Origin of the sequence: Roseovarius conchicola (assembly GCF_041403425.1) — a bacterium.
In the GTDB taxonomy this organism is placed as follows: Bacteria; Pseudomonadota; Alphaproteobacteria; order Rhodobacterales; family Rhodobacteraceae; genus Roseovarius; species Roseovarius conchicola.
In genome coordinates this window covers 521,581-546,854 of record NZ_JBGEHK010000001.1, presented here as the reverse complement: position 1 = coordinate 546,854, position 25,274 = coordinate 521,581, and the positions used below count along the sequence as shown (strand labels likewise).

Below are 25,274 nucleotides of genomic sequence, written 5' to 3'. Positions count from 1 at the left end.
CGGGGTAAAACAAGCCCGAGCAGGAGACCCGTCATGAAATTAACCAGCCTGATCTTGGCAGCCATGATCCCCGGCGCAGCAGTTGCTGGGCCAGACCGCCTGTCTATATTGCTGGGCAGCGAGCATTTTGGCGCAACCCGCGAATTTCAGGAGTTCAATCCCGGTGTGTTCCTGACATGGGAAGAACGGGTATTCGACTATTCCATTGGCGCTTTCTACAACAGCTACGAGGATGTCTCGGTCCTCGGCGCCGTCGGGTATGATTATGAAATCGCAAAAGAGTTCGAGGTCGGCGTTTTTGCAGGCGTGGCCTATTACCCCGGCGAGGGCGACCAGTTCAGTGCCTCGGTTGGCGATGTGATCCCGGTTGCGGGTGTGCAAACCCGCTATCGCAACGTGTTCGCCCAGTGGATCCCAGCGGATGGCGATTCAGTGGATTCCGTGCTGACCTTCGGGCTGACATTTGCGCTGAACCCGCAAAACTAAATCCCCAACAGACCCAACGAAAAACGCGGCGCCCGAAGGCACCGCGTTGATCAGTCTTTCCGGATGGATCGAACTTACCCGGCTTTCGCAGCCGAAGCCGCATTGCGCAAGTCAGATAGCTCTTCCGCCACCAGGAACGCCAGTTCCAGCGACTGGCTGGCATTGAGGCGTGGATCGCAGGCGGTGTGATAACGATCGCTGAGGTTCTCATCGCTGACTGCGCGCATCCCGCCGGTGCATTCGGTGACGTCCTGTCCCGTCATCTCGAAATGCACACCACCGGGAATGGTCCCCTCGGCGCGGTGGATCGCAAAGAACTCCTGTACTTCGCGCAGAACATTCTCAAAGGGCCGGGTTTTATACCCGCTGGCCGCCTTGATCGTGTTGCCATGCATCGGATCGCAGGACCAGACCACGTTAAAGCCCTCTTCCTCGACCGCGCGGATCAAACCGGGCAGATGGTCGCCCACTTTGCCTGCGCCAAAACGGTTTATCAGGGTGATGCGGCCCGCCTCATTCTCGGGGTTCAGTACCGAGACCAGCTTTTTCAGATCATCCGTGGTGATCGAAGGCCCACATTTGAAGCCAATCGGATTCTGCACGCCCTTCAGGAAATCCACATGCGCCCCGTCAGGCTGACGTGTCCGGTCGCCGATCCACAGGAAATGGCCCGAGCCCGCCAGCCATTTGCCGGACGTGCTGTCCAGACGCGTCAGCGCCTCTTCATATTCCAGCAACAGCGACTCGTGGCTGGTATAGAAATCCACCGATTGCAGCGAGGGCGCGCTGGCTCCATCGACACCGGCCGCTTTCATGAAATCCAGCGTGTCGGTGATCCGGTTGGCCATCTCACGATAGCGTTCGGCCTTTTCGGATTCGGTAAAGCCAAGCGTCCATTGGTGCACCTGATGCACATCCGCATAGCCCCCCGTTGAAAACGCGCGCAGCAAGTTCAGTGTTGCGGCTGCCTGCGTGTAGGCCTGCAACATCTTACCTGCATCCGGGATCCGCGCCTCGGCGGTGAAGGGCAGTTCATTGATGATATCGCCACGGTAGCTGGGCAGTTCCACACCATTGACCGTCTCGGTCGGCGCGCTGCGCGGCTTGGCAAATTGCCCGGCCATCCGGCCCACCTTGATCACCGGCACCTTGGCGCCATGCGTCAGCACCATCGCCATTTGCAGCATGACCTTGAACGTGTCGCGGATCGCATCCGCCGAAAACTGCTCAAAGCTTTCGGCGCAATCGCCACCTTGCAGCAAGAACGCCTCGCCGCGCGACGCCGCGCCCAACTGCGCCTTCAGGCGACGTGCTTCGCCCGCAAAGACCAGCGGCGGATAGTTCGACAGACGTGCCTCGACCTGGGCCAGAGCCTCCGGATCGGTATAATCCGGCATCTGAACCCGGGGCTTGCCGCGCCAGTCAGATTTTTGCCAATTGCTCATCGTCTTTCTCCGCTTTCAGAAAACTGAGGTTTGTCTATACTAAAGCCTTGTCCGGCTGACCATATATGATCTTGTGTATTTCACGCAATTGCAGGGCCCGCTCTTGCCAATTGCGATGTTTTCGTGAAACACCCGTTCAACCACCTCGCATGGCAGGGAGACGCGACCCATGCAGACCACCACAGATAAAGCACAGCCACAGGCGCAGGGCGCGCCGACCCGCTATGTTTTTGTGCTGCTGGATAACTTCACCCTGTTGTGTTTTTCGGCCGCGGTTGAAAGCCTGCGCATTGCCAACCGGATGGCGGGTGAACCCCTTTATGATTGGGTTCTGGCGGGTGAAGGCGGCACCACCGTAGCCTGTTCGGCTGGGGCCGAGTTTAACGTTGATATGGATCTCGAAGAGCTGCGCCGCGACGATGTTGTGATGATCTGCGGCGGCATCAATGTGCAAGCCGCCACCACCAAAAAGGTGCTCAATTGGCTGCGCCGAGAATCACGTCGGGGATTAAAAGTCGCCGGACTCTGTACGGCAGCGTACACAGTTGCCAAGGCCGGGCTGCTGGATGGCAAACGCGCCACGATCCACTGGGAAAATCACGACAGCTTCCTCGAAGAATTCGACGAGGTCGAACTGACCAAGTCAGTCTTCGTCGTGGATGGCAACCGGATGACCACCGCCGGCGGGACATCGTCGATTGACCTGATGCTCAAGCTGATTGCCGATGATCACGGCGAAAAGCTGGCCAATTCCGTGGCCGATCAGCTGATTTACTCCTCGATCCGCACCGACCAGGACACCCAGCGCCTGTCTGTCCCCACCCGCATTGGCGTGCGTCATCCCAAGCTGAGCCAGGTGATCCAGATGATGGAGGCCAATATCGAAGAGCCGATCAGCCCCTCGATCCTGGCCAAGGATGTGGGCATGTCGACGCGGCAGCTGGAACGGCTGTTCCGGCGCTATCTCAACCGTTCGCCCAAGCGGTACTATATGGAATTGCGTCTGCAAAAGGCGCGTAACCTTTTGATGCAGACGGATATGACCGTGATAAACGTGGCGCTGGCCTGTGGCTTTGCCTCGCCGTCGCATTTCTCGAAATGCTACCGCGCGCATTACAATACGACCCCGTATCGAGAACGCGGCGCGCAATCGACCCGCTTATCTGTCTGAAACGTCAGAAATTCTGGACGATATCGTCGAAATCCGTATTGAACTTGAAGTTGATAGACACGATTTCACTGCCGCGATCATGCATCAGGATGGCCACGTAGATATAGCTTAGGCCGCTCCAATAGGCGTAGAGTTCCCGCGCCCAGCCATTCCCCATGTCGTCGCGTTTCAACAAATCCACATGTCTGAAATCACCAGGAAATATCGTTCGAACCTTGACCTCAAGGCTCCGGAGCTGCTCATCGGTCATCTCATCCGACGCCCCGAACCTGCGCATGACCTGCTCCATTTCCCGCGCCATCATCAGGCTGTCCAATGTACTGCGCATCTCTTCATAGCTTTTGAAGACAGGCTGTTGATCAGACTGCGCTTGCAGCGGGACAAGAGTCAGCGTTGCAATGACTATCAGATATCTCAAATCCATCGCTGGCCCTCCTGCAAGACCTTAAATCAAAGGGTAGAACGGCCTATCATGTCACGGGTCGGATGTGAGCGCTAGGGAGCAAGCCGGTAAAGCGCGCCCTGCCCCACGGACAACACCCAGATCGATCCGTCAGGTGCTTCACGTACGTCCCGCACGCGTTCGGTGATCCGGCTGCTGAGCTGTTCGACCTCCTGCAACGGATCGCCCGACAATCGCGCGACATAGTCGAATTTCAGTGACCCGACAAAAATATCGCCGGCCCAGTCAGGCCACAGCTTGCCGGAATAAATCATCATGCCCGACGGGGCCATGGACGGATCCCAATAGAACTCCGGCTGCTCCATTCCGGGTTTGGACGTGCCTTCCCCGATTTTGAGGCCCGAGTAATGCCGTCCGTAGGATATCACCGGCCAGCCGTAATTGGCACCTTTACGAACCCGGTTGACCTCATCTCCGCCGCGGGCCCCATGTTCCGCCACCCAAAGAGTGCCATCGCCGTCCAGCGCCGCGCCTTGCGGGTTGCGATGCCCATAACTCCAGATTTCCGGCTGTGCGCCGTTCTGCCCGACAAAGGGGTTATCGGACGGCACGGATCCATCACGCGCAATCCTCAGAACTGAACCGTTTTCGCGGCTCAAATCCTGCGCCGAAGGACGATCACCCCGATCTCCGATGGTGAAATAGAGATAGCCATCGCGCCCCTCAACCAACCGTGACCCGAAATGCCGCCCACCGGATGATCCCGGTTCCATCTCGAAAATCACGATCCAGTTGGAAAGGCTACGTCCATCCGCACTGAGCTGCGCGCGCGCCACGGCGGTGCCCTCGCCATCTGGCTGTCGTTTGGCAAAGGTGAAATACACATCACGGCTGTCGCTGTGATCGCGTGGGACCAGAACATCCAGCAGACCACCCTGCCCACGGTCCGCCACGGGGGGCACACCACCCACTGTGAACCTTTGACCATCGCGCAGATACAAAAGCCGTCCGGCTTTTTCCGTGATCAACACCCCGCCCCCCGGCAGGAACCCAAAACCCCATGGCTGATCCAGACCATCGGCGACCACACTGACCTGCAGTTCTCCGGCACTGCTTTGAAGAGCATGCGCAAGGGGTGCGCTTAGAAATATCGGCAGGATCAGACAGATTAGTCGCATGATGGTCTCCTCTCTCCTGCATCAATATAGGGTTCGTGTCCAAAAATTCCGCTCGGAAAACCGGCTTTTCTTTTCCGGACCGGGCGCTTAATTTCGCCCGAGGACATTGATCCAAAAAGGGAGAATGACAATGAAACGACTTCTGATGGCAACCGCCACCGTCGCGCTGACTGCCGGGACCGCGATGGCCGATGGGCATGGCGTCAAGCTGGGCATCATCCTGGGCTTTACCGGCCCGATTGAATCGCTGACACCGCACATGGCCGATGGCGCCGAACTGGCGATGCGCGAAGTGACAGAAAGCGGCAAACTGCTGGACGGCAAGGCGGTCGAGCCGATCCGCGCCGACAGCACCTGTGTTGACGCCGGTGCCGCCAGTGCCGCCGCCGAACGTCTGATCACCTCCGACGGGGTCAAAGGCATCATGGGTGCGGACTGCTCGGGCGTGACCGGAGCGATCCTCAGCAACGTCGCCGTGGCCAATGGCATGGTGATGATTTCACCCTCGGCCACCTCGCCAGCGTTGTCGGATGCCGAAGATGACGGTCTGTTCTTCCGCACGGCCCCCTCGGATGCGCGCCAAGGCGTGGTGATGACCGATGTGCTGATGGAACAGGGAATCAAAGAAGTTGCAGTCACTTATACCAACAATGACTATGGCAAGGGTCTGGCCGATAGTTTTGCTGCAGCCTTCGAGGCCGCTGGTGGCACCATTACCATCAACGCCGCGCATGAGGACGGCAAGGCCGACTACACCGCTGAAGTGGCCGCACTGGCCTCGGCGGGTGGTGAACGTCTGGTTGTGGCAGGGTATGTCGATCAGGGCGGCAATGGCATTGTCCGCGCCGCCCTTGATTCTGGTGCGTTTGACAGCTTCCACTTCCCCGACGGGATGATAGGTGCCAAGCTGGAGGAAGATTTCGGCAGCGACATCGAAGGCTCAACCGGGCAGCTTCCGGGCACGGATAGTGCCGGTGCCGCCACCTTCACTGAAATGGTCGGCGATGCGTTTGATGTCACCTCGCCCTACACAGGTGAGAGCTATGACGCCGCTGCGCTGCTGATGCTGGCGATGCAGGCCGCAGGGTCGACCGAGCCGGGCGATTACAAGTCCAAGATCATGGATGTGGCCAACGCCCCGGGCGAAGAAATCTTCCCCGGTGAACTGGGCAAAGCCCTCGAGATCCTCGCCGAAGGTGGCGAGATCAATTACGAAGGCGCCACAGCCGTGGAACTGCTGGAAGGTGGCGACGCTGCCGGTGGGTACCGCGAGATCGTCTTTAAAGACGGCAAGATGGAAACCGTTGGCTATCGCTGATCCGTTTCTGATATGAACCTTGCACAGCCCGGACATTGCGCCGGGCTGTTGCACACTGACAGGGTCAAATGACCTCTGGGGGAACAGCATGATCGTCGTTGAGGACATGCACAAACATTTCGGTGGCTTTCACGCCGTGGATGGGGCCAGCCTGACCATCGAAGAAGGCTCAATCACCGGATTGATCGGACCTAATGGCGCCGGAAAAACAACTCTTTTCAATGTGATCGCTGGCGTTCTTAAACCAACCTCCGGCAAGGTTTTCATGCAAGGCGAGGATATCACCGGCTTGCCGCCGCACACGCTGTTTCATAAGGGCCTGCTGCGCACCTTCCAGATTGCCCATGAATTCGCCTCGATGAGCTGCCGCGAGAACCTGATGATGGTCCCCGGCGGCCAATCGGGTGAGACCCTGTGGAACACCTGGTTTGGGCGCAAGCGCATCGCCGATGAGGAGCGCGCGCTGGCGGCCAAGGCCGACGAGGTACTGGAATTCCTGACCATCGAACATCTGGCCGATCATAAGGCCGGACAGGTGTCAGGCGGGCAAAAGAAACTGCTGGAACTGGGCCGCACCATGATGGTGGATGCCCGCATTGTGTTTCTGGACGAGGTCGGAGCTGGGGTGAACCGCACTCTTCTGAACACGATCGGCGATGCGATCCTGCAACTGAACAAAGAGCGCGGGTACACCTTTGTGGTGATCGAACACGACATGGACTTCATCGGCCGCATCTGTGACCCGGTGATCTGTATGGCCGAGGGCCGTGTCTTGGCTGAAGGTACGCTGGCCGAAATAAAGGCCAACGAGCAGGTGATAGAGGCCTATCTGGGAACCGGGCTGAAGAACAAAGAGAAGGTGGGCGCGTGATCCCCGCGCGGCTGACATGGCTGTTTCTGATCGTCCTTGGTGTGACCGGGCCTGCAATTGCGCAGGACAGCGAGTATGACTCGTGTTTCCACCTCAATGATCACACCAGCTTCTGCGGAAAAGCCGTCGGTTGGAAACTACTGGAAACTCAAAGCGTGCCAAATGTGACCGGCTTTATCAATCAGACGTTTTTTCTGTCGATCACCCATCAGGAAGCACATGGACGCAGCCTATCGTCAGGGCTTTACAGCGAGGTGGCGGAAGGCTTGCTGCTCAATCTCGACAAACGCATGGATGTACCGGACGGCAGCCATGATGCACTGTTTGTCGATGTGATTGCCTATGAAAACATCGAAGGGCGCCGTATGGGCATTGTTTCTGAGTATGGCGGGGACCGCACCACGACGATGATCGACTTTCTTATATCTCCACGCCACCTCTGGGTTGTCCAGACCGGTCATGTCGGTCCGATTGAGATCGAGCGTCTGGCACGCGCTCACAGCCTTGCCATGAAGGAGGTTCGTCTTGCACCCTGACCTTTGCGATCCTCTCCCGATGGCCCTGGGCCAAGAGGTGCCCCATGGCTGAGCCTTTCCTGATCGGCGATACGATGACGGGTGGCTATGGCAAAGGCCCTGATATTCTGCACGAGTGTACGATTGCGGTGGATAAGGGCGAGATTGCCGTGATTGTTGGGCCTAACGGGGCCGGGAAATCCACCGCCATGCGCGCTGTGTTTGGTATGCTGGACGTCCGCCAGGGCGCTGTCCGGCTGGATGGGCAGGATATCATCGCTCTGTCGCCACAGGACCGCGTAACCAAGGGCATGGGGTTCGTGCCCCAGACCAACAACATCTTCACCTCGATGACGGTCGAGGAAAACCTTGAGATGGGCGCATTTATTCGCACCGACGACATCTCGCACACGATGGAGCAGGTTTATGCCCTGTTCCCGATCCTGCGGGACAAGCGATATCAGGCGGCGGGCGAACTGTCCGGCGGGCAACGCCAGCAGGTGGCCGTGGGTCGCGCTCTGATGACCCAACCCTCTGTTCTCATGCTGGATGAGCCCACCGCCGGGGTCAGCCCCATCGTCATGGACGAGCTGTTTGATCGCATCATCGAGGTGGCCCGCACTGGCATTTCCATCCTGATGGTCGAGCAGAACGCCCGACAAGCCCTTGAAATTGCAGACAAAGGATATGTTCTGGTACAGGGCCGCAACGCACATACCGGATCGGGCAAGGAGTTGCTGGCCGATCCCGACGTGCGCAAGAGTTTTCTGGGGGGATAATGGGCATTCTCAGAACCATTTTGGTGTTGAGTTTGACACTGTTGCCGGTCTGCGCTTGGGCCAGTTTTTACCAAGGCGGCTTTCCAGCTCGATGCACCGTTTATGCTGCATGTAATGATGAGGGCATATGTATTCCGATTCACCTGCCGCTTTTCGAGATGAAAATAGTGGAAGCCGGAGAAAACTACCTAATGATGTCCAAAAATGAAGACCTGCAAATCCGCACTGGTTACTTCGACGATATCGATAATGCCAAACAGTTTGTGTCTTCTGGGCAAGAAGTTAGTTTTCATCGGATAATCATCCCAAACCATGAAGTATCAGATGCCGTGGGCTTTGATTTACTGACTGTCCAACGCAGAGGCGGAACATTCGTGGTAGCCGACACCTTCATAAAAATCGTTTGCAGTGCAATCGGAGCGTATTAATGGATTTTCTTAACGCCATTGTCGCGCTTTCCAATTTCGTGCTGATTCCCGCCATGGCCTATGGCAGTCAACTGGCGCTGGGGGCGCTGGGGGTCACGCTGATCTACGGTATCTTAAGGTTCTCCAACTTTGCTCATGGCGACACGATGGCCTTTGGGGCGATGGCGACAATCCTGTTTACCTGGTGGTTCCAGTCCATGGGGATCAGCCTTGGCCCCCTTCCGACCGCCCTGCTGGCCCTGCCCTTTGGCATTGCCTGCACCGTGTTGCTGGTGTTGTTCACCGACCGCGCCGTCTATCGGTTTTATCGTGATCAAAAGGCCAAGCCGGTAATCCTTGTGATCGTCTCGATTGGGGTCATGTTCATCATGAACGGGCTTGTGCGGTTCATCATCGGCCCGGGCGATCAACGCTTTGCGGATGGAGAGCGCTTCATCGTTTCGGTCCGCACCTTCCGGGAAATGACCGGCCTGCGCGAGGGGCTGGCGATCAAGACCAGCCAAGGGATCACCGTGATAACGGCTGTGATTGTCGTCGCCTTGTTGTTCTGGTTCCTCAATCGGACCCGCACCGGAAAGTCCATGCGGGCCTATTCGGATAACGAGGATCTGGCGCTTCTTTCGGGCATCAACCCGGATCGTGTGGTAGTCGTGACCTGGCTGATCGTGGCCGCGCTCGCCACCGTGGCGGGCGTGCTTTATGGCCTCGACAAAAGCTTCAAACCTTTCACCTATTTCCAACTGCTGCTGCCGATCTTTGCCAGTGCCATTGTTGGCGGCCTTGGCAATCCGCTGGGAGCTATTGCAGGCGGGTTTGTCATCGCTTTTTCCGAGGTCACGATCACCTATGCATGGAAAAAGGTGCTGGTCTACCTGATGCCTGAGAGCCTTGAGCCCTCGGGCCTCGTTCAACTGCTCAGCACCGATTACAAATTCGCCGTCAGCTTTGTGATCCTGCTGATTGTATTGCTGTTCCGCCCGACGGGCCTGTTCCGGGGGAAAGCGGTATGAACCCTGTGCTGAAGAATACTGCGCTGTTTGCGCTGGTCGCTGCGCTGATCATCGCCACGGGCGTGATGCAAAGCTGGAATACGGCGTTGTTGATCCTGAACATGGGTCTGATTTCCGCGATCATGGCCCTTGGGGTGAACCTGCAATGGGGCTTTGCGGGTTTGTTCAATGTCGGCGTCATGGGCTTTGTCGCGCTCGGTGGGCTGGCCGCCGTGTTGGTTTCGATGCCTCCGACAACCGAGGCGTGGGCCGCAGGGGGCGCGCGTGTATTGGTCGGGCTGGCCTCGGGCGCGGCGGTGATCATCGCCGCAGGCTTTGCGCTGAAATCCCTGCCCAAGTCGCGGATGCGCACCCTCGTGGTGTTGGTCATCCTCGTGGGTGGTTTCTTTGCCTTCCGCTGGGTGTTTGATCCTGGCGTTCAGGCGGTTGAGGCCGTCAATCCCGCTGGCACCGGATATCTGGGCGGCATGGGCCTGCCGATCCTGTTGGCCTGGCCCGTAGGCGGATTGTTGGCCGCCGGGGCCGCGTGGATCATTGGTAAGGCCGCGCTTGGGCTGCGCAGCGATTATCTGGCTATCGCCACGCTGGGCATCGCCGAGATCATCCTGGCTGTGCTGAAAAACGAGGACTGGCTGGCGCGCGGTGTTAAGAACGTCAACGGCCTGCCGCGCCCGGTTCCTTATGAGGTTGATCTGCAAAATGATCCCGGGTTCGTCGAGCGGGTCGCAGGACTTGGTCTTGATCCCGTGACGGCCTCATCGCTGACGGTAAAGCTGGGGTACTCATTGCTGTTCGCCGCTGTATTGATCCTGATCCTCGCACTGGCGCAACTGGCGCTGAACAGCCCCTGGGGGCGGATGATGCGCGCCATTCGCGATAATGAAGTGGCAGCCGAGGCAATGGGCAAGGATGTAAAAACACGCCATCTGCAGATCTTCATCCTCGGCTCGGCGGTCTGCGGGATTGCAGGCGCGATGATGACCACGCTGGACGGTCAGTTGACGCCCACCTCCTACCAACCGCTGCGTTTTACCTTCCTGATCTGGGTGATGGTGATCGTCGGCGGATCGGGTAACAATCTGGGCGCCGTTCTGGGCGGCTTCCTGATCTGGTTTTTCTGGGTACAGGTTGAACCGATGGGTCTGTGGCTGATGCAGGTGATCACGACCCCTCTGGCCGATGGCAGCGCGCTTAAGCTGCATCTTCTGGACAGTGTGGCGCATATGCGGCTGCTGACCATGGGATTGATTCTGCTGCTGGTGCTGCGGTTCAGCCCGCGGGGATTGATCCCCGAGAGGTAGACACAAGCCAAAGCAGTCATTGCACGCCCTGTGTGGTTCGGGCCATGCTGGAAGAATGAGCCCTTCCGCGACAACCCAGATTGCGACCGAGAATGACCTTGAAAAGCTGCTAGAGCTTTACACCCATCTGTCGCCCGAAGAACCGCCCTGCGCATTAACTACCGCCCGCGCTTCCTTCGACACGTTCCTGCGATATCCCGGCAGCGCCATTGTGCTGGGCAAGATTGACGATATGCTTGTCTCTTCCTGTGCAGTCATCATTATTCCCAACCTCACCCGCGCAGGCACCCCCTATGCTCTGATTGAAAACGTCGTCACCCACGCCGGTTTTCGACGTCGGGGTCTCGCAAGAAAGGTACTCGAGGCCGCAACACAACGAGCGTGGGACCACGGCTGCTACAAGGTGATGCTTTTGGCCGGAGCACAGAGCAGTGGTGTACTGTCGTTTTACGAGAGTTGCGGCTTTGAACAGTCCAAGACCGGCTTTCAGAAACGACGCATCCCGGCACGCCCAGGCTGATTAAAGTATTGTCAAAAACGGTGGCATCCCTGCCCTATGTCCGCTATCCAATCGGCCCAGAGGAATACGAAAGTGGCCCCCATGCCCGACACCATCACAGATCGCTGCGAGGCCAAAGGCCTGCGCATGACCGGCCAGCGCCGCACGATTGCGAGCGTGCTGGAAGAGTCCGACGATCATCCGGATGTCGAACTGCTGCATACACGCGCCTCCGAGCGCGATCCCAACATCTCGATCGCAACTGTCTATCGCACCGTCAAACTGTTTGAAGAGGCTGGAATCCTCGATAAGCTGGAATTTGGTGATGGTCGCGCGCGATACGAGGATGCCGAGCGGGATCACCACGATCACCTGATCGACATGAATTCAGGCGAAGTGATCGAGTTTGTCGATGCCGAGATCGAAGCGCTGCAAGACAAGATCGCCGAAAAGCTGGGATATCGGCTGATCGGGCACCGGCTTGAGCTTTATGGCGTGCCCAAGAAGGGCGACTGATTGGACAATCTGCGCGGTATCCTGTTCATCCTTCTCGCGATGTTCGCCTTCACAGTCGAGGATGTGTTCATCAAGCAATTGTCGGGCACCATTGCGGTGGGGCAGATCCTACTGCTGATCGGGCTTGGCAGTACCGCGATCTTTGCAGTGGCCGCCCTGCTGCGGCGCAAGCGTCTGTTTGCACCCGAAGCCTGGCGCGGCCCGTTTATCTGGCGGATGCTGGCCGAGGCTTGCGCCGCCATGGCCTTTGCCACGTCCCTGTCGCTGGTCGATATCTCGGTCGTGGCGGCAGTGTTTCAGGCCACACCGTTGGCGATTACCTTAGGTGCAGCACTTTTTCTTGGCGAAGAGGTCGGCTGGCGCCGTTGGAGCGCCATTCTGGTTGGCTTCCTAGGTGTGTTGTTGATCATCCGGCCTGGTCTGGCCGGGTTTGAACCGGAGGCCCTATTGGTGGTCGTCGCCGTTCTGTTCGTCGCCGCACGCGATCTGATCACGCGGCGGATCGACGCGGCCGTAGACAGCACGGTGGTTTCGTTTCAGGCGTTTTCATCACTGGTTGTGGCCGGACCTCTGCTGCTGTTGGCCACCGGCGGGCAGATGCATCCGATGAGCAGCGGAGAGATCGCCATGATCATTGGCGCACTGACCTTTAGTGCCATTGGCTATTACGGCATTGTCGCTGGCATGCGCATCGGCGAGGCAGCGGTGGTTACGCCGTTCCGCTACACGCGCCTACTCTTTTCGATCATCGCTGGCGTGTTGGTGTTCAACGAACGCCCCGACGCGTTAACCTTGTTTGGGGCATGCCTGATCATCGCCACCGGGCTTTACACGGTCCTGCGCGAGCGCAAACTGGCCTGCGCACAGTTGCATTCAGCGCCCAAGCAGGTAAAGGAAAGCCCAACCAATCCCTAACGCCCGAAGGACGCCTCTCATGAGTACGATCATCGACATTCACGCCCGCGAAATCCTGGACAGCCGGGGGAACCCCACGGTCGAGGTCGATGTGATTCTGGAAGACGGCACAATAGGCCGTGCGGCGGTGCCGTCGGGGGCCTCTACCGGGGCTTACGAGGCAGTTGAGCGTCGCGATGGTGACAAGGCACGGTATATGGGCAAAGGCGTGCTGGAAGCTGTCGCAGCAGTGAATGGCGAGATTGCCGACACGCTGGTGGGTTTTGACGCAACCGAGCAGGTCGCCATTGACGCGACCATGATCGAGCTGGACGGCACCCCCAACAAGGCCCGCCTTGGGGCCAACGCAATCCTCGGTGTATCACTTGCCACAGCCAAGGCCGCTGCTGATTTCACCACACAACCCTTGTTTCGGTACGTCGGCGGCAGCTCAGCACGGGTGTTGCCCGTTCCTATGATGAACATCATCAATGGCGGCGAACACGCTGATAATCCTATTGATATTCAGGAATTCATGATCATGCCGGTCAGTGCGGGCAACATCCGGGATGCGGTGCGCATGGGAGCCGAGGTGTTCCACACGCTGAAAAAAGAACTGACCGCAGCGGGCCTGTCGACCGGCATCGGCGACGAAGGCGGCTTTGCCCCCAATATCGCTTCAACCCGCGAGGCGTTGGATTTTGTTCTTAAGTCGATTGAGAAGGCCGGGTACAAGCCGGGCGAAGAGATTTATCTGGCCCTCGACTGCGCGGCGACGGAGTACTTCAAGGACGGCAAGTATGTCTTCGCCGGAGAAGGGAAAACCCTGAGTTCAGACGAAAATGTCTCCTACCTGGAAGCGCTGGTGAACGACTACCCGATCATTTCGATCGAAGACGGCATGTCCGAGGATGACTGGGACGGCTGGATCGCCCTGACCGAGGCACTGGGCGACAAGGTACAGCTGGTGGGCGATGACCTGTTTGTCACCAACCCCGAGCGCCTAGCCGAGGGGATCAGCCGGAAAGCCGCCAACTCCATGTTGGTAAAAGTCAATCAAATCGGCAGCTTGACAGAAACTCTTACAGCAGTCGACATGGCGCATCGCGCACGGATGACCAACGTCATGTCACACCGTTCGGGCGAAACGGAAGACAGCACCATTGCCGATCTGGCGGTGGCCACCAATTGCGGACAGATCAAGACCGGCTCACTCGCGCGCTCGGACCGGTTGGCGAAATACAACCAATTGATCCGCATCGAAGAGGTGCTGGGTGACACGGCTATTTATGCGGGCAAATCGATCCTGCGGAAGTGACGCAAAGTCATTCCCCCGGATTTGACGCGCATCAATCGATGCAGACTTCTGTGACCTACTCTTCCCCCGGAAGCGATCCATTTCGGGTCGCGATATCCGGAGGATGGACATGTCAAGTTACTTCAGATTGTTGATGGTTGGTATCGCTGCGCTCTTTCTCGCGGCTTGCGCGCCGGACGGAACTTATCCCGTATCGGGCGAAGAGTGTACAGCCGAGGACCCAGTGAAGGATATCAGCGCTGCTGACTTTGACTGTGTACCAGCCGTCTGATCGCGCGCAGGCAGGCCGTCGAACCAGAAGTTCGGCGGCCTCTTCTTACTTAGTTTCATCGTACTTCACGGGCACGGTGCTTCATAATAGGTGCCGTCCCCGCGCGCATAGGCACAAACGGTTCGATTCTGATTTTGCGCCACAACCGTGCCTGCCGCAGCACCCGCAAGCGCCGAAATCAGGCGCCATTCACTATCGGCGCCAAGCGCCTCAGCCGTGAGCAAGCCAGCCGCCGCGCCTCCGGCCACACCCGCAACGGTGCGTTGTTCGCTGGTCAGGTTTTCGCAGCCCGCCATCGCCAGCGGCGCTGCACAAATCGTCGCCAATACCCAATGTCTCATGACACATCCTTTCCGATAAGGGTCAGATGGCAGAGTTAATCAGCCCCCCGCGCCAAGATGACCTGATTCTACAAAGAAGGCTCTGAAGCGGCGGGGACCTGCCCGTTCGAGGGGCTGTTGTCGGCCTCGTTCCGCCAAGATTTCAGCCTAGGCAAAGACTTGCCAAGATTGCACCTAGGCGCACCACATGGCACAACCCCGTCATGACGCAGACCGCCGATCAAATCATCTCCAAACTCGGGCTTCAGCCCCATCCCGAAGGCGGACACTACGTCGAAACATGGCGTGCCGAAGGACCGGGACGACCTGCCGGAACTGCGATTTGTTTTCTGCTCAAAGGCGCGGAAAACAATCATTGGCACAAGGTGGATGCCGCAGAGATCTGGCATTTCTATGCCGGTGACCCATTGGTGCTGTCACTTTCTGAAACCGATGAAGGTCCGGCGCAGGATCATCTCTTGGGTCCTGACCTGTCTGCCAATCAGTGTCCGCAAGTGATCGTGCCTGCTGGGCATTGGCAAAAGGCGCGTTGTACCGGGGATTGGACGCTTGTGGGCTGTACCGTGTCGCCCGGATTTCAGTTTGAAAGCTTTGTGTTGGCCGAACCGGGGTTCGACATCCCGCAGGCTTAATCACCGCGCGCGAAGGCCACCAATTGCCGGGTGGAGCCGTCTTTGTCTGCGCCGTCGATCTCACCGCTCAGAACTGGCTCCAACTCCACCGCCAGTTTCTTGCCAAGTTCCACGCCCCATTGATCGAACGAATTGATGCCCAGGATCACGCCTTCGACAAACACCCGATGCTCATAAAGCGCGATGATCTGGCCCAGCCGATAAGGCGTCAGTTGATCATAGATCAAGGTGGTCGAAGGTCGGTCGCCCGGGAACACTCGATGCGCAGCCTGACGTTCTAACTCCGGTCCTTCAAAGCCTTTTTCGGCCATCAATTCCCGCGCCTCGGCCAGCGAACGCCCGCGCATCAAGGCTTCGGATTGCGCCAGGCAATTGGCCACCAGAAGGCGGTGGTGATGCACCAGATCAGGTTCATGGCCCTTGGCTGCCACCATGAATTCGCAAGGAACCACCTGAGTGCCCTGATGGATCAACTGGTAAAATGCGTGTTGCCCGTTGGTGCCCGGCTCGCCCCAGACGACGGGGCCACTTGCCGTGACCGGTGCACCTTCCATCGTCACACCCTTGCCGTTGCTTTCCATTTCCAGCTGTTGAAAATATGCCGCCAGTCGCGAAAGACGCTGATCGTAAGGCAAGACCGCGCGGGTGCCGTGGCCGCAGACCTGATGATGCCACAGCCCCACCAACGCCAGCATCACCGGCATATTCCGGGCCAGATCAGCGGTGCGAAAATGCGTATCCATCGCCTCGCCTCCACTCAGGAAATCGCGGAACGCGCGCGGCCCGATGGCAATCATCAGGCTCAGGCCAATCGGCCCCCAGATCGAATAGCGCCCACCGACCCAATCCTCGAAGCCAAAAACCTGCTCGGGCGGAATACCGAACTTGCCCGTCTTATCTTCAGCGGTGGACAGGGCTACGAATTGCGCACCGGGATCACTGACCGATTTGGACATCCAGCCGCGTGCGGTTTCGGCATTGGTCGTGGTCTCGATCGTCGTAAAGCTTTTCGAGGCAACGATGATCAAGGTTGTCGCCGGATCAAGCCCCTGAAGCGTATCAGAAATATCTGCGCCATCGACATTTGAAACGAAATGACAGCGCGGTCCATCGTGATAGGGCGACAACGCCAGCGTCGCCATTTCGGGCCCAAGATGCGAGCCACCAATACCGATATTCAGCACATCAGTGATTGCCCCTCCCTGCCCTTTGATTTGACCGCTTCGAACACCCTCCGCAAACCTCTCCATCCTGCCGAGTGTGGCCAGCACATCAGGCATGACGTCTGCACCATCAACCATAACCGGGTCGCCCGACAGATTGCGCAGAGCCGTGTGCAAAACCGCGCGCCCCTCGGTTTCGTTGATGATCCCACCGGCAAACATGGCATCGCGCCGCTCGGCCACGCCCCGCGTTTTGGCCAAGGTCAGAAGCGCATCCCGTGCGGGTGCCGTCAGCCGGGTCTTGGAGTAATCGAATAGCATCCCGTCAAAGCGGATCGAAAAATTCTGCGCACGGGCACCATCGTCAAACATGGACAGGATATCCGGCTGCGCCTTGGCGAGGGCTTTCAGGTCCTCCCACATCGGAGTTATTCCGCCGCCCAATGCACGATTGCGTCATCCAATACCGCACGGACAGGTGCCTGATCTTCCGGAAGCCCGCGTGCGCGCTCCACGGCGGCGCGTTTGGCCGCCCCCGTGATCACGATATGCAGACTCATCGCTTCACGCAGCACCCGGGCGGAGAGGGTCACACGCGGCTCCGGCTCGCCGGGCGCGCGCATGGGTACCAGTACCGGCGCATGGCGATCCAGCGCCTCGCCCAGCTTGTCAGCCTTGGGAAAAAGCGATGCGGTATGCATGTCGCTACCCATCCCAAGCAAGCAGACCGAGACCGGCAGACTGGGAACAATGTTGGACTCCAACTCGGCCAGCACCTTCTCGGGTTCCTCGGCCTTGGCATAAAGCGGCAGATAGCGCGCCGCCGCGGCGCGGCCAACCAACAGGCGTTGCCGGATCAACTTGGTGTTCGAGCGCACATGCACCTCGGGCACCCAGCGTTCATCACTCAGCAACACATCGACCCGCGCCCAATCGAGATCGGCATCGCAAAGCGCATCGAAAACGGGGCCTGGCGTTGAGCCGCCCGGGACGACGAACAACACACGTTCTTCATGGTCGAGCGCCATCGTCAATTCGCCTGCCAACTTGTTGGCTACGTTGATTGCCAGCATCTCAGCGTCAGCATATTCGGTAAAGGTCATGCTTTGATCTCCCTCCAACTGCGGCCATCACGGTGGGTCAGCGCAAGCGCTTCATCCGGGCCGGAACTGCCCGTGGCATAGGCCAGGGGCGGATGGTTTTCGCCAAAACCCGCAATGATCGGATCGGTCCAGGCCCAGGCGGCTTCCACCTCGTCACCACGCATGAACAGGGTTTGATTGCCCCGGATCACATCCATGATCAGGCGCTCATAAGCATCGGGGAAATCGGCCTGATCCGGACCCAAAGCCTCGGCAAAGGTCATATCCAGTGGCACGTCGATCAGGCGCATACCGCCCGGTCCGGGTTCCTTGATGGTCACGCCCATCACGATCCCCTCATTGGGCTGCAGTTTGATGGTCAGGATGTTCGGATGCCGCCCGGCTTCTTCGCCAAAAATATTGTGGGGGGCCTCTTTGAATACCACGGCAATTTCGCTGGCACGTTCGCGCAACCGTTTGCCGGTCCGCAAGTAGAACGGCGTACCGGCCCACCGCCAATTGCTGATCTTAACCTTCAAAGCCACGAAGCTTTCGGTCGTGCTGTCACGGTTTTCCACCTGTTTGCGATAGCTGGCGCGCGTCTCCGTTGCCTCGTATTGGCCGCGTACGATCTGATCCGGCGTGATCGGATCAAGTGCGCGGATGACTTTCAGCTTTTCGTCGCGCACGGAATCGGGGTCGAATTTTGCCGGGGGTTCCATCGCGATCAGGCATAACAGCTGCATCAGGTGGTTCTGCACCATGTCGCGCATCGCGCCCGAGCGGTCGTAATACTCTCCACGCCCCTCTACCCCCACATCCTCGGCCACGGTAATCTGAATATGATCCACGTACTGGCTGTTCCAAAGCGGCTCGAATAACATGTTGCCAAACCGCACAGCCATCAGGTTCTGTACGGTTTCCTTGCCCAGGTAATGGTCGATCCGGTAAATCTGGCTTTCGTCGAAATGTTTCGCCAGCGCAGTGTTCAGGGCGCGCGCCGACTCCAGATCGCGGCCAAAGGGCTTTTCCACCACGATCCGACAACTGTCATCGGACATGCCATGTTTGTGCAGGCGTTTGGCCAGATCCCCAAACAAGCTGGGACCAACCGAGAAGTAAAACGCACAAACCCGGTCCGCATTGATCCGGCTTGCCAGTTTTTCCCACCCCGTGGTGCCCTTGGCATCTAACGTGATGTAGCTGATCATTTTCAGGAAAGACTTCAAATTGGCTGCATCGGCCTTTTCCGCGCCGCCGAATTCGGCAATCGCTTCGGTTACCATCTTCCGATACGCGGCCTCGTTCATCTCGTTGCGCGCGGCGCCAATCACCTGGCTGCCCTCACCCATCTGTCCCGCGCAGAACCGGCGAAACAGGGCTGGCAATATCTTGCGGCGGGCCAGATCGCCGGTACCGCCAATGATCACCAGATCAAAGGGTTCAACCGGAATGATACGCGAAACCATGGTCTTGCTCCTGCCCGTGAGGGACTAACAGACCGAGTCTATCACGCTGGTAGGCGTTCACAATGGCGTCAGCGTCCGGTGCGCGGGTTTTCTTATCGCGGGCAAGCCGTTAGGTCAGAGTTTAGGACCATAAAGGACGATCCGATGAAAGACGTTGCCGCAGAACAGGCCAATGCCGGCAAGTTTCAAAACCCTCATGTCACCGCCAAGGGTGAGACCCGCGCGACAGTGGCTCTCAGCCATCCGGAGACCTTGTGGTTCAACACCGGCACCCTGTGCAACATCACCTGCGCCAATTGCTATATCGAAAGTTCGCCCGAGAACGATCGGCTGGTCTATATCACCGCCGACGAAGTGCGCGACTACCTGGACCAGATTGATGAACGCCAGTGGCCGATCCATGAAATCGCCTTTACCGGCGGCGAGCCTTTCATGAATCCCCAAATGATCGAGATGGCCCGCGCAGCGCTGGAACGTGATTATGATGTCCTGATCCTGACCAACGCCATGCGTCCGATGATGCGCAAGCACGTGCAACAAGGGCTGTTGGAGCTGGTAGACACCTACGGCGACAAGCTGACCCTGCGCGTTTCCGTCGATCACTGGTCAGAAGTCCTGCATGACGAAGAGCGTGGCAAGGGCGCCTTTGCGCGAACCATGGAAGGTATGGAATGGCTGCGCGACGCCGGTATTCGCATGGCCGTCGCTGGCCGCACCGTCTGGGGCGAATCCGAGGCGGACGGGCGCGCAGGCTATGAGGCGCTTTACCAATCTTACAACTTTAAGATAGATGCGCATAATCCTGGAATGACGGTTCTTTTCCCGGAAATGGATGAGAGCGTCGAGGTGCCGGAAATCACCACCGCCTGTTGGGACATCCTGGGCAAATCGCCCGACGCGGTGATGTGTTCGTCCTCTCGCATGGTGGTCAAGCGCAAGGGCGCAGACAAGCCGGCCGTGCTGGCCTGTACGTTGCTGCCCTATGACCGTGAATTTGAACTTGGCACCACGCTGGAACAGGCCGAGCGGGACGTGCCGCTCAACCATCCGCATTGTGCCAAGTTTTGTGTGCTGGGCGGGGCATCCTGCTCGGCCTGACGTCTAGCCCTTCCCCCACTTGCGCTTGGCCTTCTGCTTGGTGACCTGTCGGACAATCTTGCCAAAGGCTTTGTCCTTACCTCTACGCTCAGCCAGCGTAGAGGAATTAAACGCATCCTCGGCCACCAGTTTGCGCCACCGGGCCAGCCGGACAGCGTCAATCTCTCCGTTCTCCAACGCCCCCAGAACAGCGCATCCCGGTTCGGTGTCGTGTTGGCAGTCGTTGAACTTGCAGTGCCCTGCGAGCGATTGAAGATCAGCGAACAGATCGCCGATGCCTGATGCCGCATCGGTCAATTGCAATTCGCGCATGCCCGGCGTGTCCAACACAAGACATCCCCCCGGCACAATATGCAACTGCCGCCGTGTCGTGGTGTGACGCCCCTTGGCATCATCCTCGCGAATGGATTGTGTTTCAATCTCCTGCGTTCCGGATAAAGCATTGGTCAGCGTCGATTTTCCGACCCCGGACGACCCCAGAAAAGCAACGGTCTTACCCGGTTTGCACCACTCGGCCAGCTTTGAACGCGGTTCTTCGCCCCGCGCATCCAGCGTCACGACGGGCACCAGCTCGGAAATGGCGCACGCCTGATCCACATAGTGTTGTGCATCGGCGCATAGATCGATCTTGGTCAACAGGATCACTGGCGCAATCTCGGCCTCGAACGCCAAGGCAATATAGCGCTCCAGACGCGCGACATTGAAATCGGCATTGCATGAGGTCACGATAAACGCCGTGTCGATATTGGCCGCGATCAGTTGGACCTGTCGGTCATGCCCCGGCGCACGGCGCTTGATCAGACTTTTGCGTTCCAGAACCTGGCTCGCGGACGGGGAATCGTTGTTCAAGAGAACCCAATCGCCTACGGTCACATCCGCCAATGGTGGCAGGGTTTCATCGATACCGTCACCCATCACGCGCAAGCCATTGCGATGCACCTCGACAACGCGCGCCGGAGGTGTGGTGGTTAAAGCCTCAACATCGGTTTGCTGGGCGAAATGGCTCTGCCATCCCAATATGTCGAGGGGCGAAAGGTGTCGTTCAGGGATACCATCCGTCATACTGGGTGGCATAAATTTGGAATAGTCGCGTGTCATCAGCGGATCGCTTTCATGTCATGACCGCAGGCAACGCCCGGGCCGAAAAGGGTCGGAAGTCGTTTGAAAGTGCAGATCAACAGACCCGCCAAACCGGGTTTGGCAGAGTTTCACCTGTTTTGAATATGCATCGGGAGGACGTGTGCCTCCCCACCTTACCGGGACATAAAAGCTCCATTTCAGAGGCTGACCATAGTAATCCTGCCGCGCCGCGTTTTCAACCCGCCCACCCTTGAATACGTCTTGCCGCCTTGCTGCCCCGGCCCCATATATTGCCTATGTTGAAAGTCGCCCCCATTCTGCTGGCCATCCTTTACGCGGTGGTCATGTATCGCTTCTCGGTCTGGCGCACCAAGCGCGAACTGGACGCCCAGTCGACCGAACTGGCCGATCCGATGCTGAAGGTGATGACCGACAAGCTGGCACGCGCCTTGGATATCCCGCGCGTGCGCGTGCATATCTACGAGATCGACCCGGTGAACGGCCTCGCCGCTCCGGATGGCCGCATCTTCATCACCCGCGGGTTTTATCGCAAGTTCCAGAATGGCGAAGTGACGGCGGATGAAATGGCCTCAGTCATCGCGCACGAGTTGGGCCATGTAGCCCTGGGGCATGCCCGTCGTCGGATGATTGATTTTTCGGGACAAAACGCCCTGCGCACGGCAATGATCATGCTGTTCAGCCGGTTTCTGCCCGGTGTGGGCGTGATGATCGCCAACGGTCTGGCCTCGCTTCTGGCCGCCCGCCTGTCGCGCGGGGACGAGTACGAGGCCGATGAATACGCCGCCGCCCTGCTGACCAGAGCGGGGATCGGCGTGGGGCCGCAGATATCCCTTTTTGAAAAGCTGGAGGCGTTGACGAAGTCCCGCGGAGGGGCCATGCCGGCCTGGCTGATGAGCCATCCCAAGACCGCCGAACGGATCGCCGCCATTCAAAAACTGGATGGCCGGTGGAGCAACACCTAGGCCCGCAGTCCTTGATCGAGGGCTGGCGAGTTCTGTTACCGCTACCTGCATAATAGTCTGAAATTAAATCTAAAAAAATTAGAACGATTCTACCTTAGAATTGATCTAAATCAGTGAGCCCGTGTTTTCATGCCATGTAGACTCCAGATGCGCGACGATCACATCTGGAGATCATAATGCCTCTCAAAACCTTCATCACACAAACTGCAATCCTTGCCCTCGCCGCAACCGGGGCCAACGCGGCAGAACTGCGCGAGCAGGCCAAGGAGCTCTTTCAGGCCCTGCCGTCTACCGTACCAGCGGTGGCCGATAACCCCATCACGCCGGAAAAAGTTGAACTGGGCAAAGGACTTTTCTTTGATCCGAGGATGTCAGCCTCGGGTGTCTTTTCCTGCAACTCCTGCCACAATCTGGCCACTGGCGGAGACGACAATCTTGAAACCTCGATTGGCCATGGTTGGCAACGCGGGCCGCGCAATGCGCCGACGGTTCTGAACTCAGTCTTCAACGAGGCACAGTTCTGGGACGGGCGGGCTGCCGATCTGGCAGAACAAGCCAAAGGCCCCGTACAAGCCGGCGTTGAAATGGCCAACACGCCGGACAACGTGCTGGCGACACTGAACTCGATGCCGCAATATGTGGATTGGTTTAAAGCCGCCTTTCCCGACGAAGAGGCCCCTGTCACCTTCGACAATTTCGCCAAGGCGATCGAGGCGTTCGAAGCCACGTTGATCACCCCTGCCCCCTTTGATGCATGGTTGAACGGGGATGACAATGCGATGTCCGACGACCAGCTGGCCGGGCTTGAAACCTTCATCGACATAGGCTGCGCCAGTTGCCACTCCGGGGTCAATATCGGCGGGCATGGGTATTATCCCTTTGGCCTGATCGAAAAACCGGGGGCCGATGTTCTGCCGGTTGGCGACAAGGGGCGCTTCGCCGTGACCGAGACGATCAGTGACGAGTACGTGTTCCGCGCCTCACCGCTGCGCAATATCGCGGTGACCGCCCCCTATTTCCATTCGGGCAAGGTTTGGGATCTCAAGGTGGCTGTGCAGATCATGGCCGAGTCGCAGCTGGGTGAGGAAATCAGCGATGCGCAAGCAGACCAGGTGGTTGCCTTTCTGGACAGTCTGACCGGCACCGTCCCCGAGGTGACCTATCCGATCCTGCCCGCTGAAACCGCGACCACACCGCGACCCACACAGGAGGTTTTGCCACAATAAACCCAAGTTCCGCGGGCCGCCAGGATACGCGGTCCGCGGATACCATCCCTAAAGGGATTGCGAAAGCGCCTTGCCCAATCGCGGCAGGCGCGCTTTTTTCATCAGGCTACGCATCTCCCACGCCTGACCAGACAAGCGATTGGCGTCTGCCAGAACATCCTCGGCAACCTTGGTCACCAGATCGGGTTGCGCCTCCCAAACCCCACGCAAGAACCCATCAGGATCAGTCCGGCTAAGACCCTCTTCTGCCAGGATATTGCGCGGAAAATCCTTGGCATTCAGCGTCAGGATCAGGTCGGCCGAGCCTGCAATCGCGGCGGCCAGAACATGCACATCTGCCGGATCCGGCAGCCAAAGCCGTGCCTCGAGCGACGGGGGCCAAGCGATTTCAGCCTCAGGCCAGCGGACAGACAAAAGCGCGGCCTCGGCCCCTGCCTCCGCCACGCCCTCGGGTCCCAGTTTTTGCGCCGCGCGTTGCCATTCTTCGATGATCCGCGCTGACCACAGCGGGGTAAACACCCCCTGCCCTGCCACGCCCAGAACCATCTGACGCATCACCGTTGGGTAAATCACGCAAGTGTCGATCAACACCTTCATAGGCGGAAAAACAGCGCCTTGAGGTAACCGCTTTCGGCCAGGTTGGGGTGCAAGGGATGATCGGGACCCGCCTGCCCTGTATGGATCAACTGGCTTGTACGCCCTGCCCGCCCGATGCCACGAATGCTCGCGCTGCGAAACTTGGCCAGATCGGCAGCGTGCGAGCAGGAACACAAGCCCAGATACCCACCATCTGCCACCAAAGGCGCGGCCAGACGCGCGACACGTTCATAGGCACGCAGACCAGCATCCAAAGCCTTTTTCGATGGGGCAAAGGCCGGGGGGTCGCAGATCACCAAATCGAACTGCGCCCCTTCTTCACCCAAGGCGGTCAGCACATCAAAAGCATCGCCTTTACGGGTGGAAAAACGGTCCTGCAAACCGCCCTGGCGTGCGCCCTCGCTTGCAAGGGTTAGTGCCGCGTCCGAGCCGTCCACCGCCAAAGCCTCGCGCGCGCCCCCGGCCAACGCGGCCAGCGCAAATCCCCCGACATGGCTGAACACGTCCAGCACGCGCGCGTCTTTTGCCAGCCCGGCGGCAAAGGCATGGTTGGGACGCTGGTCATAGAACAAGCCCGTTTTCTGACCGCCCGTCAGATCAGCCATATAGGTCGCACCGTTCATCGGCACAGGCAGCGGTGCCTCGGGCGCCTGCCCTGCCAAAACAGCGTTCTCGTCATCCAGACCTTCCAGGCCACGTGCGCGTCCACCTGCATTTTTCAACACGTGAGACACGCCCGTCACAGCCTGCAGGGCCGCGACCAATTCAGGCAATAACACATCGGCCCAAGCGGCGTTGGGTTGGATTACTGCTGTATCCCCGAACCGATCAATCACCACGCCGGGCAGCCCGTCGGCCTCGGCATGGACAAGGCGATAAAACGGGGTGTCGTAAAGCCGTGCACGCAAGGCGAGTGCACGTTCAAACCGCGCCTCAAACCATGCCTGATCAATCGTCGCGCCGATGTCCCGCTCCAGCACGCGGCCAAAGATGCGCGAAGCCGGATTGACACCAATCAGGGCCAGTGGCGTTCGGTAGGCATCCTCAAGCAATGCAATCGTACCGGGGTTCAGCGCCTTGGTGCGCCGGTCGGTGACGACCTCATTGTCATAGACCCAAGGCGCACCGTGGCGGATGGCGCGTACATTGGCTTTGGGTTTGAGGCGAACAATTGGAAAAGGGGACAGCGTCATGCCGTCC

The 25,274-nt window shown here is 58.6% G+C and carries 27 protein-coding genes; 17 read left to right on the top strand and 10 right to left on the bottom strand.

Features of this window, described 5'->3' with window-relative positions; all coding sequences use genetic code 11:
* Nucleotides 1–33 precede the first annotated feature (33 nt).
* Nucleotides 34–486, top strand: coding sequence for a hypothetical protein (locus V6N02_RS02530; protein ID WP_371223913.1), 453 nt, complete (start codon nucleotides 34–36; stop codon nucleotides 484–486).
* A gap of 74 nt (nucleotides 487–560) precedes the next feature.
* Here V6N02_RS02530 and V6N02_RS02525 read toward each other — a convergent pair whose 3' ends face one another.
* On the bottom strand, nucleotides 561–1,931 hold the full coding sequence (locus V6N02_RS02525) for a class II 3-deoxy-7-phosphoheptulonate synthase (RefSeq protein ID WP_371223912.1): 1,371 nt from the start codon (nucleotides 1,929–1,931) through the stop codon (nucleotides 561–563).
* Between the two features lie 169 nt (nucleotides 1,932–2,100).
* Between V6N02_RS02525 and V6N02_RS02520 the strand changes: the two genes are divergently transcribed.
* Nucleotides 2,101–3,102 (top strand): GlxA family transcriptional regulator, encoded by a 1,002-nt coding sequence (locus V6N02_RS02520; RefSeq protein ID WP_371223911.1) that lies wholly within the window; start codon nucleotides 2,101–2,103, stop codon nucleotides 3,100–3,102.
* 4 nt (nucleotides 3,103–3,106) lie between these two features.
* On the opposite strand, the gene V6N02_RS02515 is transcribed toward V6N02_RS02520, so the two are convergent.
* Both V6N02_RS02515 and V6N02_RS02510 read right to left on the bottom strand, forming a co-directional pair.
* Complete coding sequence (locus V6N02_RS02515) at nucleotides 3,107–3,526, bottom strand: hypothetical protein (protein WP_371223910.1); 420 nt, start codon at nucleotides 3,524–3,526, stop codon at nucleotides 3,107–3,109.
* A gap of 71 nt (nucleotides 3,527–3,597) precedes the next feature.
* Entirely contained in the window at nucleotides 3,598–4,683 is a 1,086-nt protein-coding gene (locus tag V6N02_RS02510) for a PQQ-dependent sugar dehydrogenase (protein ID WP_371223909.1), read from the bottom strand.
* A gap of 130 nt (nucleotides 4,684–4,813) precedes the next feature.
* On the opposite strand from V6N02_RS02510, the gene V6N02_RS02505 reads away from it, so the two are divergent.
* The 11 genes from V6N02_RS02505 to eno all read left to right on the top strand — a co-directional run bounded on the left by V6N02_RS02505 (nucleotide 4,814) and on the right by eno (nucleotide 14,132).
* On the top strand, nucleotides 4,814–6,001 hold the full coding sequence (locus tag V6N02_RS02505; protein WP_371223908.1) for an ABC transporter substrate-binding protein: 1,188 nt from the start codon (nucleotides 4,814–4,816) through the stop codon (nucleotides 5,999–6,001).
* 88 nt (nucleotides 6,002–6,089) lie between these two features.
* On the top strand, nucleotides 6,090–6,872 hold the full coding sequence (locus tag V6N02_RS02500) for an ABC transporter ATP-binding protein (protein WP_371223907.1): 783 nt from the start codon (nucleotides 6,090–6,092) through the stop codon (nucleotides 6,870–6,872).
* Nucleotides 6,869–7,408, top strand: coding sequence for a hypothetical protein (locus tag V6N02_RS02495; protein ID WP_371223906.1), 540 nt, complete (start codon nucleotides 6,869–6,871; stop codon nucleotides 7,406–7,408). Before V6N02_RS02500 ends, V6N02_RS02495 begins: the two co-directional genes overlap by 4 nt.
* Nucleotides 7,409–7,452: 44 nt before the next feature.
* Nucleotides 7,453–8,166: an ABC transporter ATP-binding protein gene (locus tag V6N02_RS02490; RefSeq protein WP_371223905.1), complete on the top strand. Its 714-nt coding sequence runs from the start codon at nucleotides 7,453–7,455 to the stop codon at nucleotides 8,164–8,166.
* A complete protein-coding gene (locus tag V6N02_RS02485) occupies nucleotides 8,166–8,594 on the top strand; it encodes a hypothetical protein (RefSeq protein WP_371223904.1) in 429 nt (142 codons plus the stop codon). The genes V6N02_RS02490 and V6N02_RS02485 overlap by 1 nt, the downstream gene beginning before the upstream one ends.
* Nucleotides 8,594–9,604: a branched-chain amino acid ABC transporter permease gene (locus V6N02_RS02480; protein ID WP_371223903.1), complete on the top strand. Its 1,011-nt coding sequence runs from the start codon at nucleotides 8,594–8,596 to the stop codon at nucleotides 9,602–9,604. The genes V6N02_RS02485 and V6N02_RS02480 overlap by 1 nt, the downstream gene beginning before the upstream one ends.
* The gene (locus V6N02_RS02475) at nucleotides 9,601–10,905 is read left to right on the top strand and encodes a branched-chain amino acid ABC transporter permease (protein ID WP_371223902.1); all 1,305 of its coding nucleotides are present in this window, start codon (nucleotides 9,601–9,603) and stop codon (nucleotides 10,903–10,905) included. The genes V6N02_RS02480 and V6N02_RS02475 overlap by 4 nt, the downstream gene beginning before the upstream one ends.
* A gap of 55 nt (nucleotides 10,906–10,960) precedes the next feature.
* Complete coding sequence (locus V6N02_RS02470) at nucleotides 10,961–11,425, top strand: GNAT family N-acetyltransferase (protein ID WP_371223901.1); 465 nt, start codon at nucleotides 10,961–10,963, stop codon at nucleotides 11,423–11,425.
* Nucleotides 11,426–11,506: 81 nt separating this feature from the next.
* Nucleotides 11,507–11,920: a Fur family transcriptional regulator gene (locus V6N02_RS02465; RefSeq protein ID WP_371223900.1), complete on the top strand. Its 414-nt coding sequence runs from the start codon at nucleotides 11,507–11,509 to the stop codon at nucleotides 11,918–11,920.
* The gene (locus V6N02_RS02460; protein ID WP_371223899.1) at nucleotides 11,921–12,835 is read left to right on the top strand and encodes a DMT family transporter; all 915 of its coding nucleotides are present in this window, start codon (nucleotides 11,921–11,923) and stop codon (nucleotides 12,833–12,835) included. It begins immediately after the preceding gene.
* 19 nt (nucleotides 12,836–12,854) lie between these two features.
* Nucleotides 12,855–14,132, top strand: a complete 1,278-nt coding sequence (eno, locus tag V6N02_RS02455) for a phosphopyruvate hydratase (RefSeq protein ID WP_371223898.1) — start codon at nucleotides 12,855–12,857, stop codon at nucleotides 14,130–14,132.
* 336 nt (nucleotides 14,133–14,468) lie between these two features.
* Here eno and V6N02_RS02450 read toward each other — a convergent pair whose 3' ends face one another.
* Nucleotides 14,469–14,744 (bottom strand): glycine zipper 2TM domain-containing protein, encoded by a 276-nt coding sequence (locus V6N02_RS02450; protein ID WP_371223897.1) that lies wholly within the window; start codon nucleotides 14,742–14,744, stop codon nucleotides 14,469–14,471.
* A gap of 203 nt (nucleotides 14,745–14,947) precedes the next feature.
* On the opposite strand from V6N02_RS02450, the gene V6N02_RS02445 reads away from it, so the two are divergent.
* Nucleotides 14,948–15,376 carry a cupin domain-containing protein gene (locus tag V6N02_RS02445; RefSeq protein WP_371223896.1) on the top strand — a complete coding sequence of 143 codons (429 nt, stop codon included), beginning with the start codon at nucleotides 14,948–14,950 and terminating at the stop codon, nucleotides 15,374–15,376.
* Here the strand turns inward: V6N02_RS02445 and pgi are convergent.
* Genes pgi through zwf form a run of 3 tightly spaced genes read right to left on the bottom strand, consistent with a single transcriptional unit; the run spans nucleotide 15,373 to nucleotide 19,090 of the window.
* Nucleotides 15,373–16,962, bottom strand: coding sequence for a glucose-6-phosphate isomerase (pgi, locus tag V6N02_RS02440; RefSeq protein WP_371223895.1), 1,590 nt, complete (start codon nucleotides 16,960–16,962; stop codon nucleotides 15,373–15,375). The genes V6N02_RS02445 and pgi overlap by 4 nt on opposite strands.
* 5 nt (nucleotides 16,963–16,967) lie before the next feature.
* Nucleotides 16,968–17,642 carry a 6-phosphogluconolactonase gene (gene pgl, locus V6N02_RS02435; RefSeq protein ID WP_371223894.1) on the bottom strand — a complete coding sequence of 225 codons (675 nt, stop codon included), beginning with the start codon at nucleotides 17,640–17,642 and terminating at the stop codon, nucleotides 16,968–16,970.
* Entirely contained in the window at nucleotides 17,639–19,090 is a 1,452-nt protein-coding gene (gene zwf, locus V6N02_RS02430) for a glucose-6-phosphate dehydrogenase (RefSeq protein WP_371223893.1), read from the bottom strand. The genes pgl and zwf overlap by 4 nt, the downstream gene beginning before the upstream one ends.
* Nucleotides 19,091–19,234: 144 nt before the next feature.
* Here zwf and V6N02_RS02425 point away from each other — a divergent pair, with 144 nt between their 5' ends.
* On the top strand, nucleotides 19,235–20,188 hold the full coding sequence (locus V6N02_RS02425; RefSeq protein WP_371223892.1) for a radical SAM protein: 954 nt from the start codon (nucleotides 19,235–19,237) through the stop codon (nucleotides 20,186–20,188).
* A 3-nt stretch (nucleotides 20,189–20,191) separates the two neighbouring features.
* On the opposite strand, the gene rsgA is transcribed toward V6N02_RS02425, so the two are convergent.
* Nucleotides 20,192–21,286 carry a ribosome small subunit-dependent GTPase A gene (gene rsgA / locus V6N02_RS02420; RefSeq protein ID WP_371223891.1) on the bottom strand — a complete coding sequence of 365 codons (1,095 nt, stop codon included), beginning with the start codon at nucleotides 21,284–21,286 and terminating at the stop codon, nucleotides 20,192–20,194.
* A 278-nt stretch (nucleotides 21,287–21,564) separates the two neighbouring features.
* On the opposite strand from rsgA, the gene V6N02_RS02415 reads away from it, so the two are divergent.
* Together V6N02_RS02415 and V6N02_RS02410 are read left to right on the top strand one after the other, a co-directional pair.
* A complete protein-coding gene (locus V6N02_RS02415; protein ID WP_371223890.1) occupies nucleotides 21,565–22,251 on the top strand; it encodes a M48 family metallopeptidase in 687 nt (228 codons plus the stop codon).
* A 176-nt stretch (nucleotides 22,252–22,427) separates the two neighbouring features.
* On the top strand, nucleotides 22,428–23,477 hold the full coding sequence (locus V6N02_RS02410; RefSeq protein ID WP_371223889.1) for a cytochrome-c peroxidase: 1,050 nt from the start codon (nucleotides 22,428–22,430) through the stop codon (nucleotides 23,475–23,477).
* Nucleotides 23,478–23,525: 48 nt separating this feature from the next.
* On the opposite strand, the gene V6N02_RS02405 is transcribed toward V6N02_RS02410, so the two are convergent.
* Both V6N02_RS02405 and V6N02_RS02400 read right to left on the bottom strand, forming a co-directional pair.
* Nucleotides 23,526–24,074, bottom strand: coding sequence for an RSP_2648 family PIN domain-containing protein (locus V6N02_RS02405; RefSeq protein ID WP_371223888.1), 549 nt, complete (start codon nucleotides 24,072–24,074; stop codon nucleotides 23,526–23,528).
* Nucleotides 24,071–25,267: an RSP_2647 family RNA methyltransferase gene (locus tag V6N02_RS02400; protein ID WP_371223887.1), complete on the bottom strand. Its 1,197-nt coding sequence runs from the start codon at nucleotides 25,265–25,267 to the stop codon at nucleotides 24,071–24,073. Before V6N02_RS02400 ends, V6N02_RS02405 begins: the two co-directional genes overlap by 4 nt.
* Between the last annotated feature and the right edge of the window lie 7 nt (nucleotides 25,268–25,274).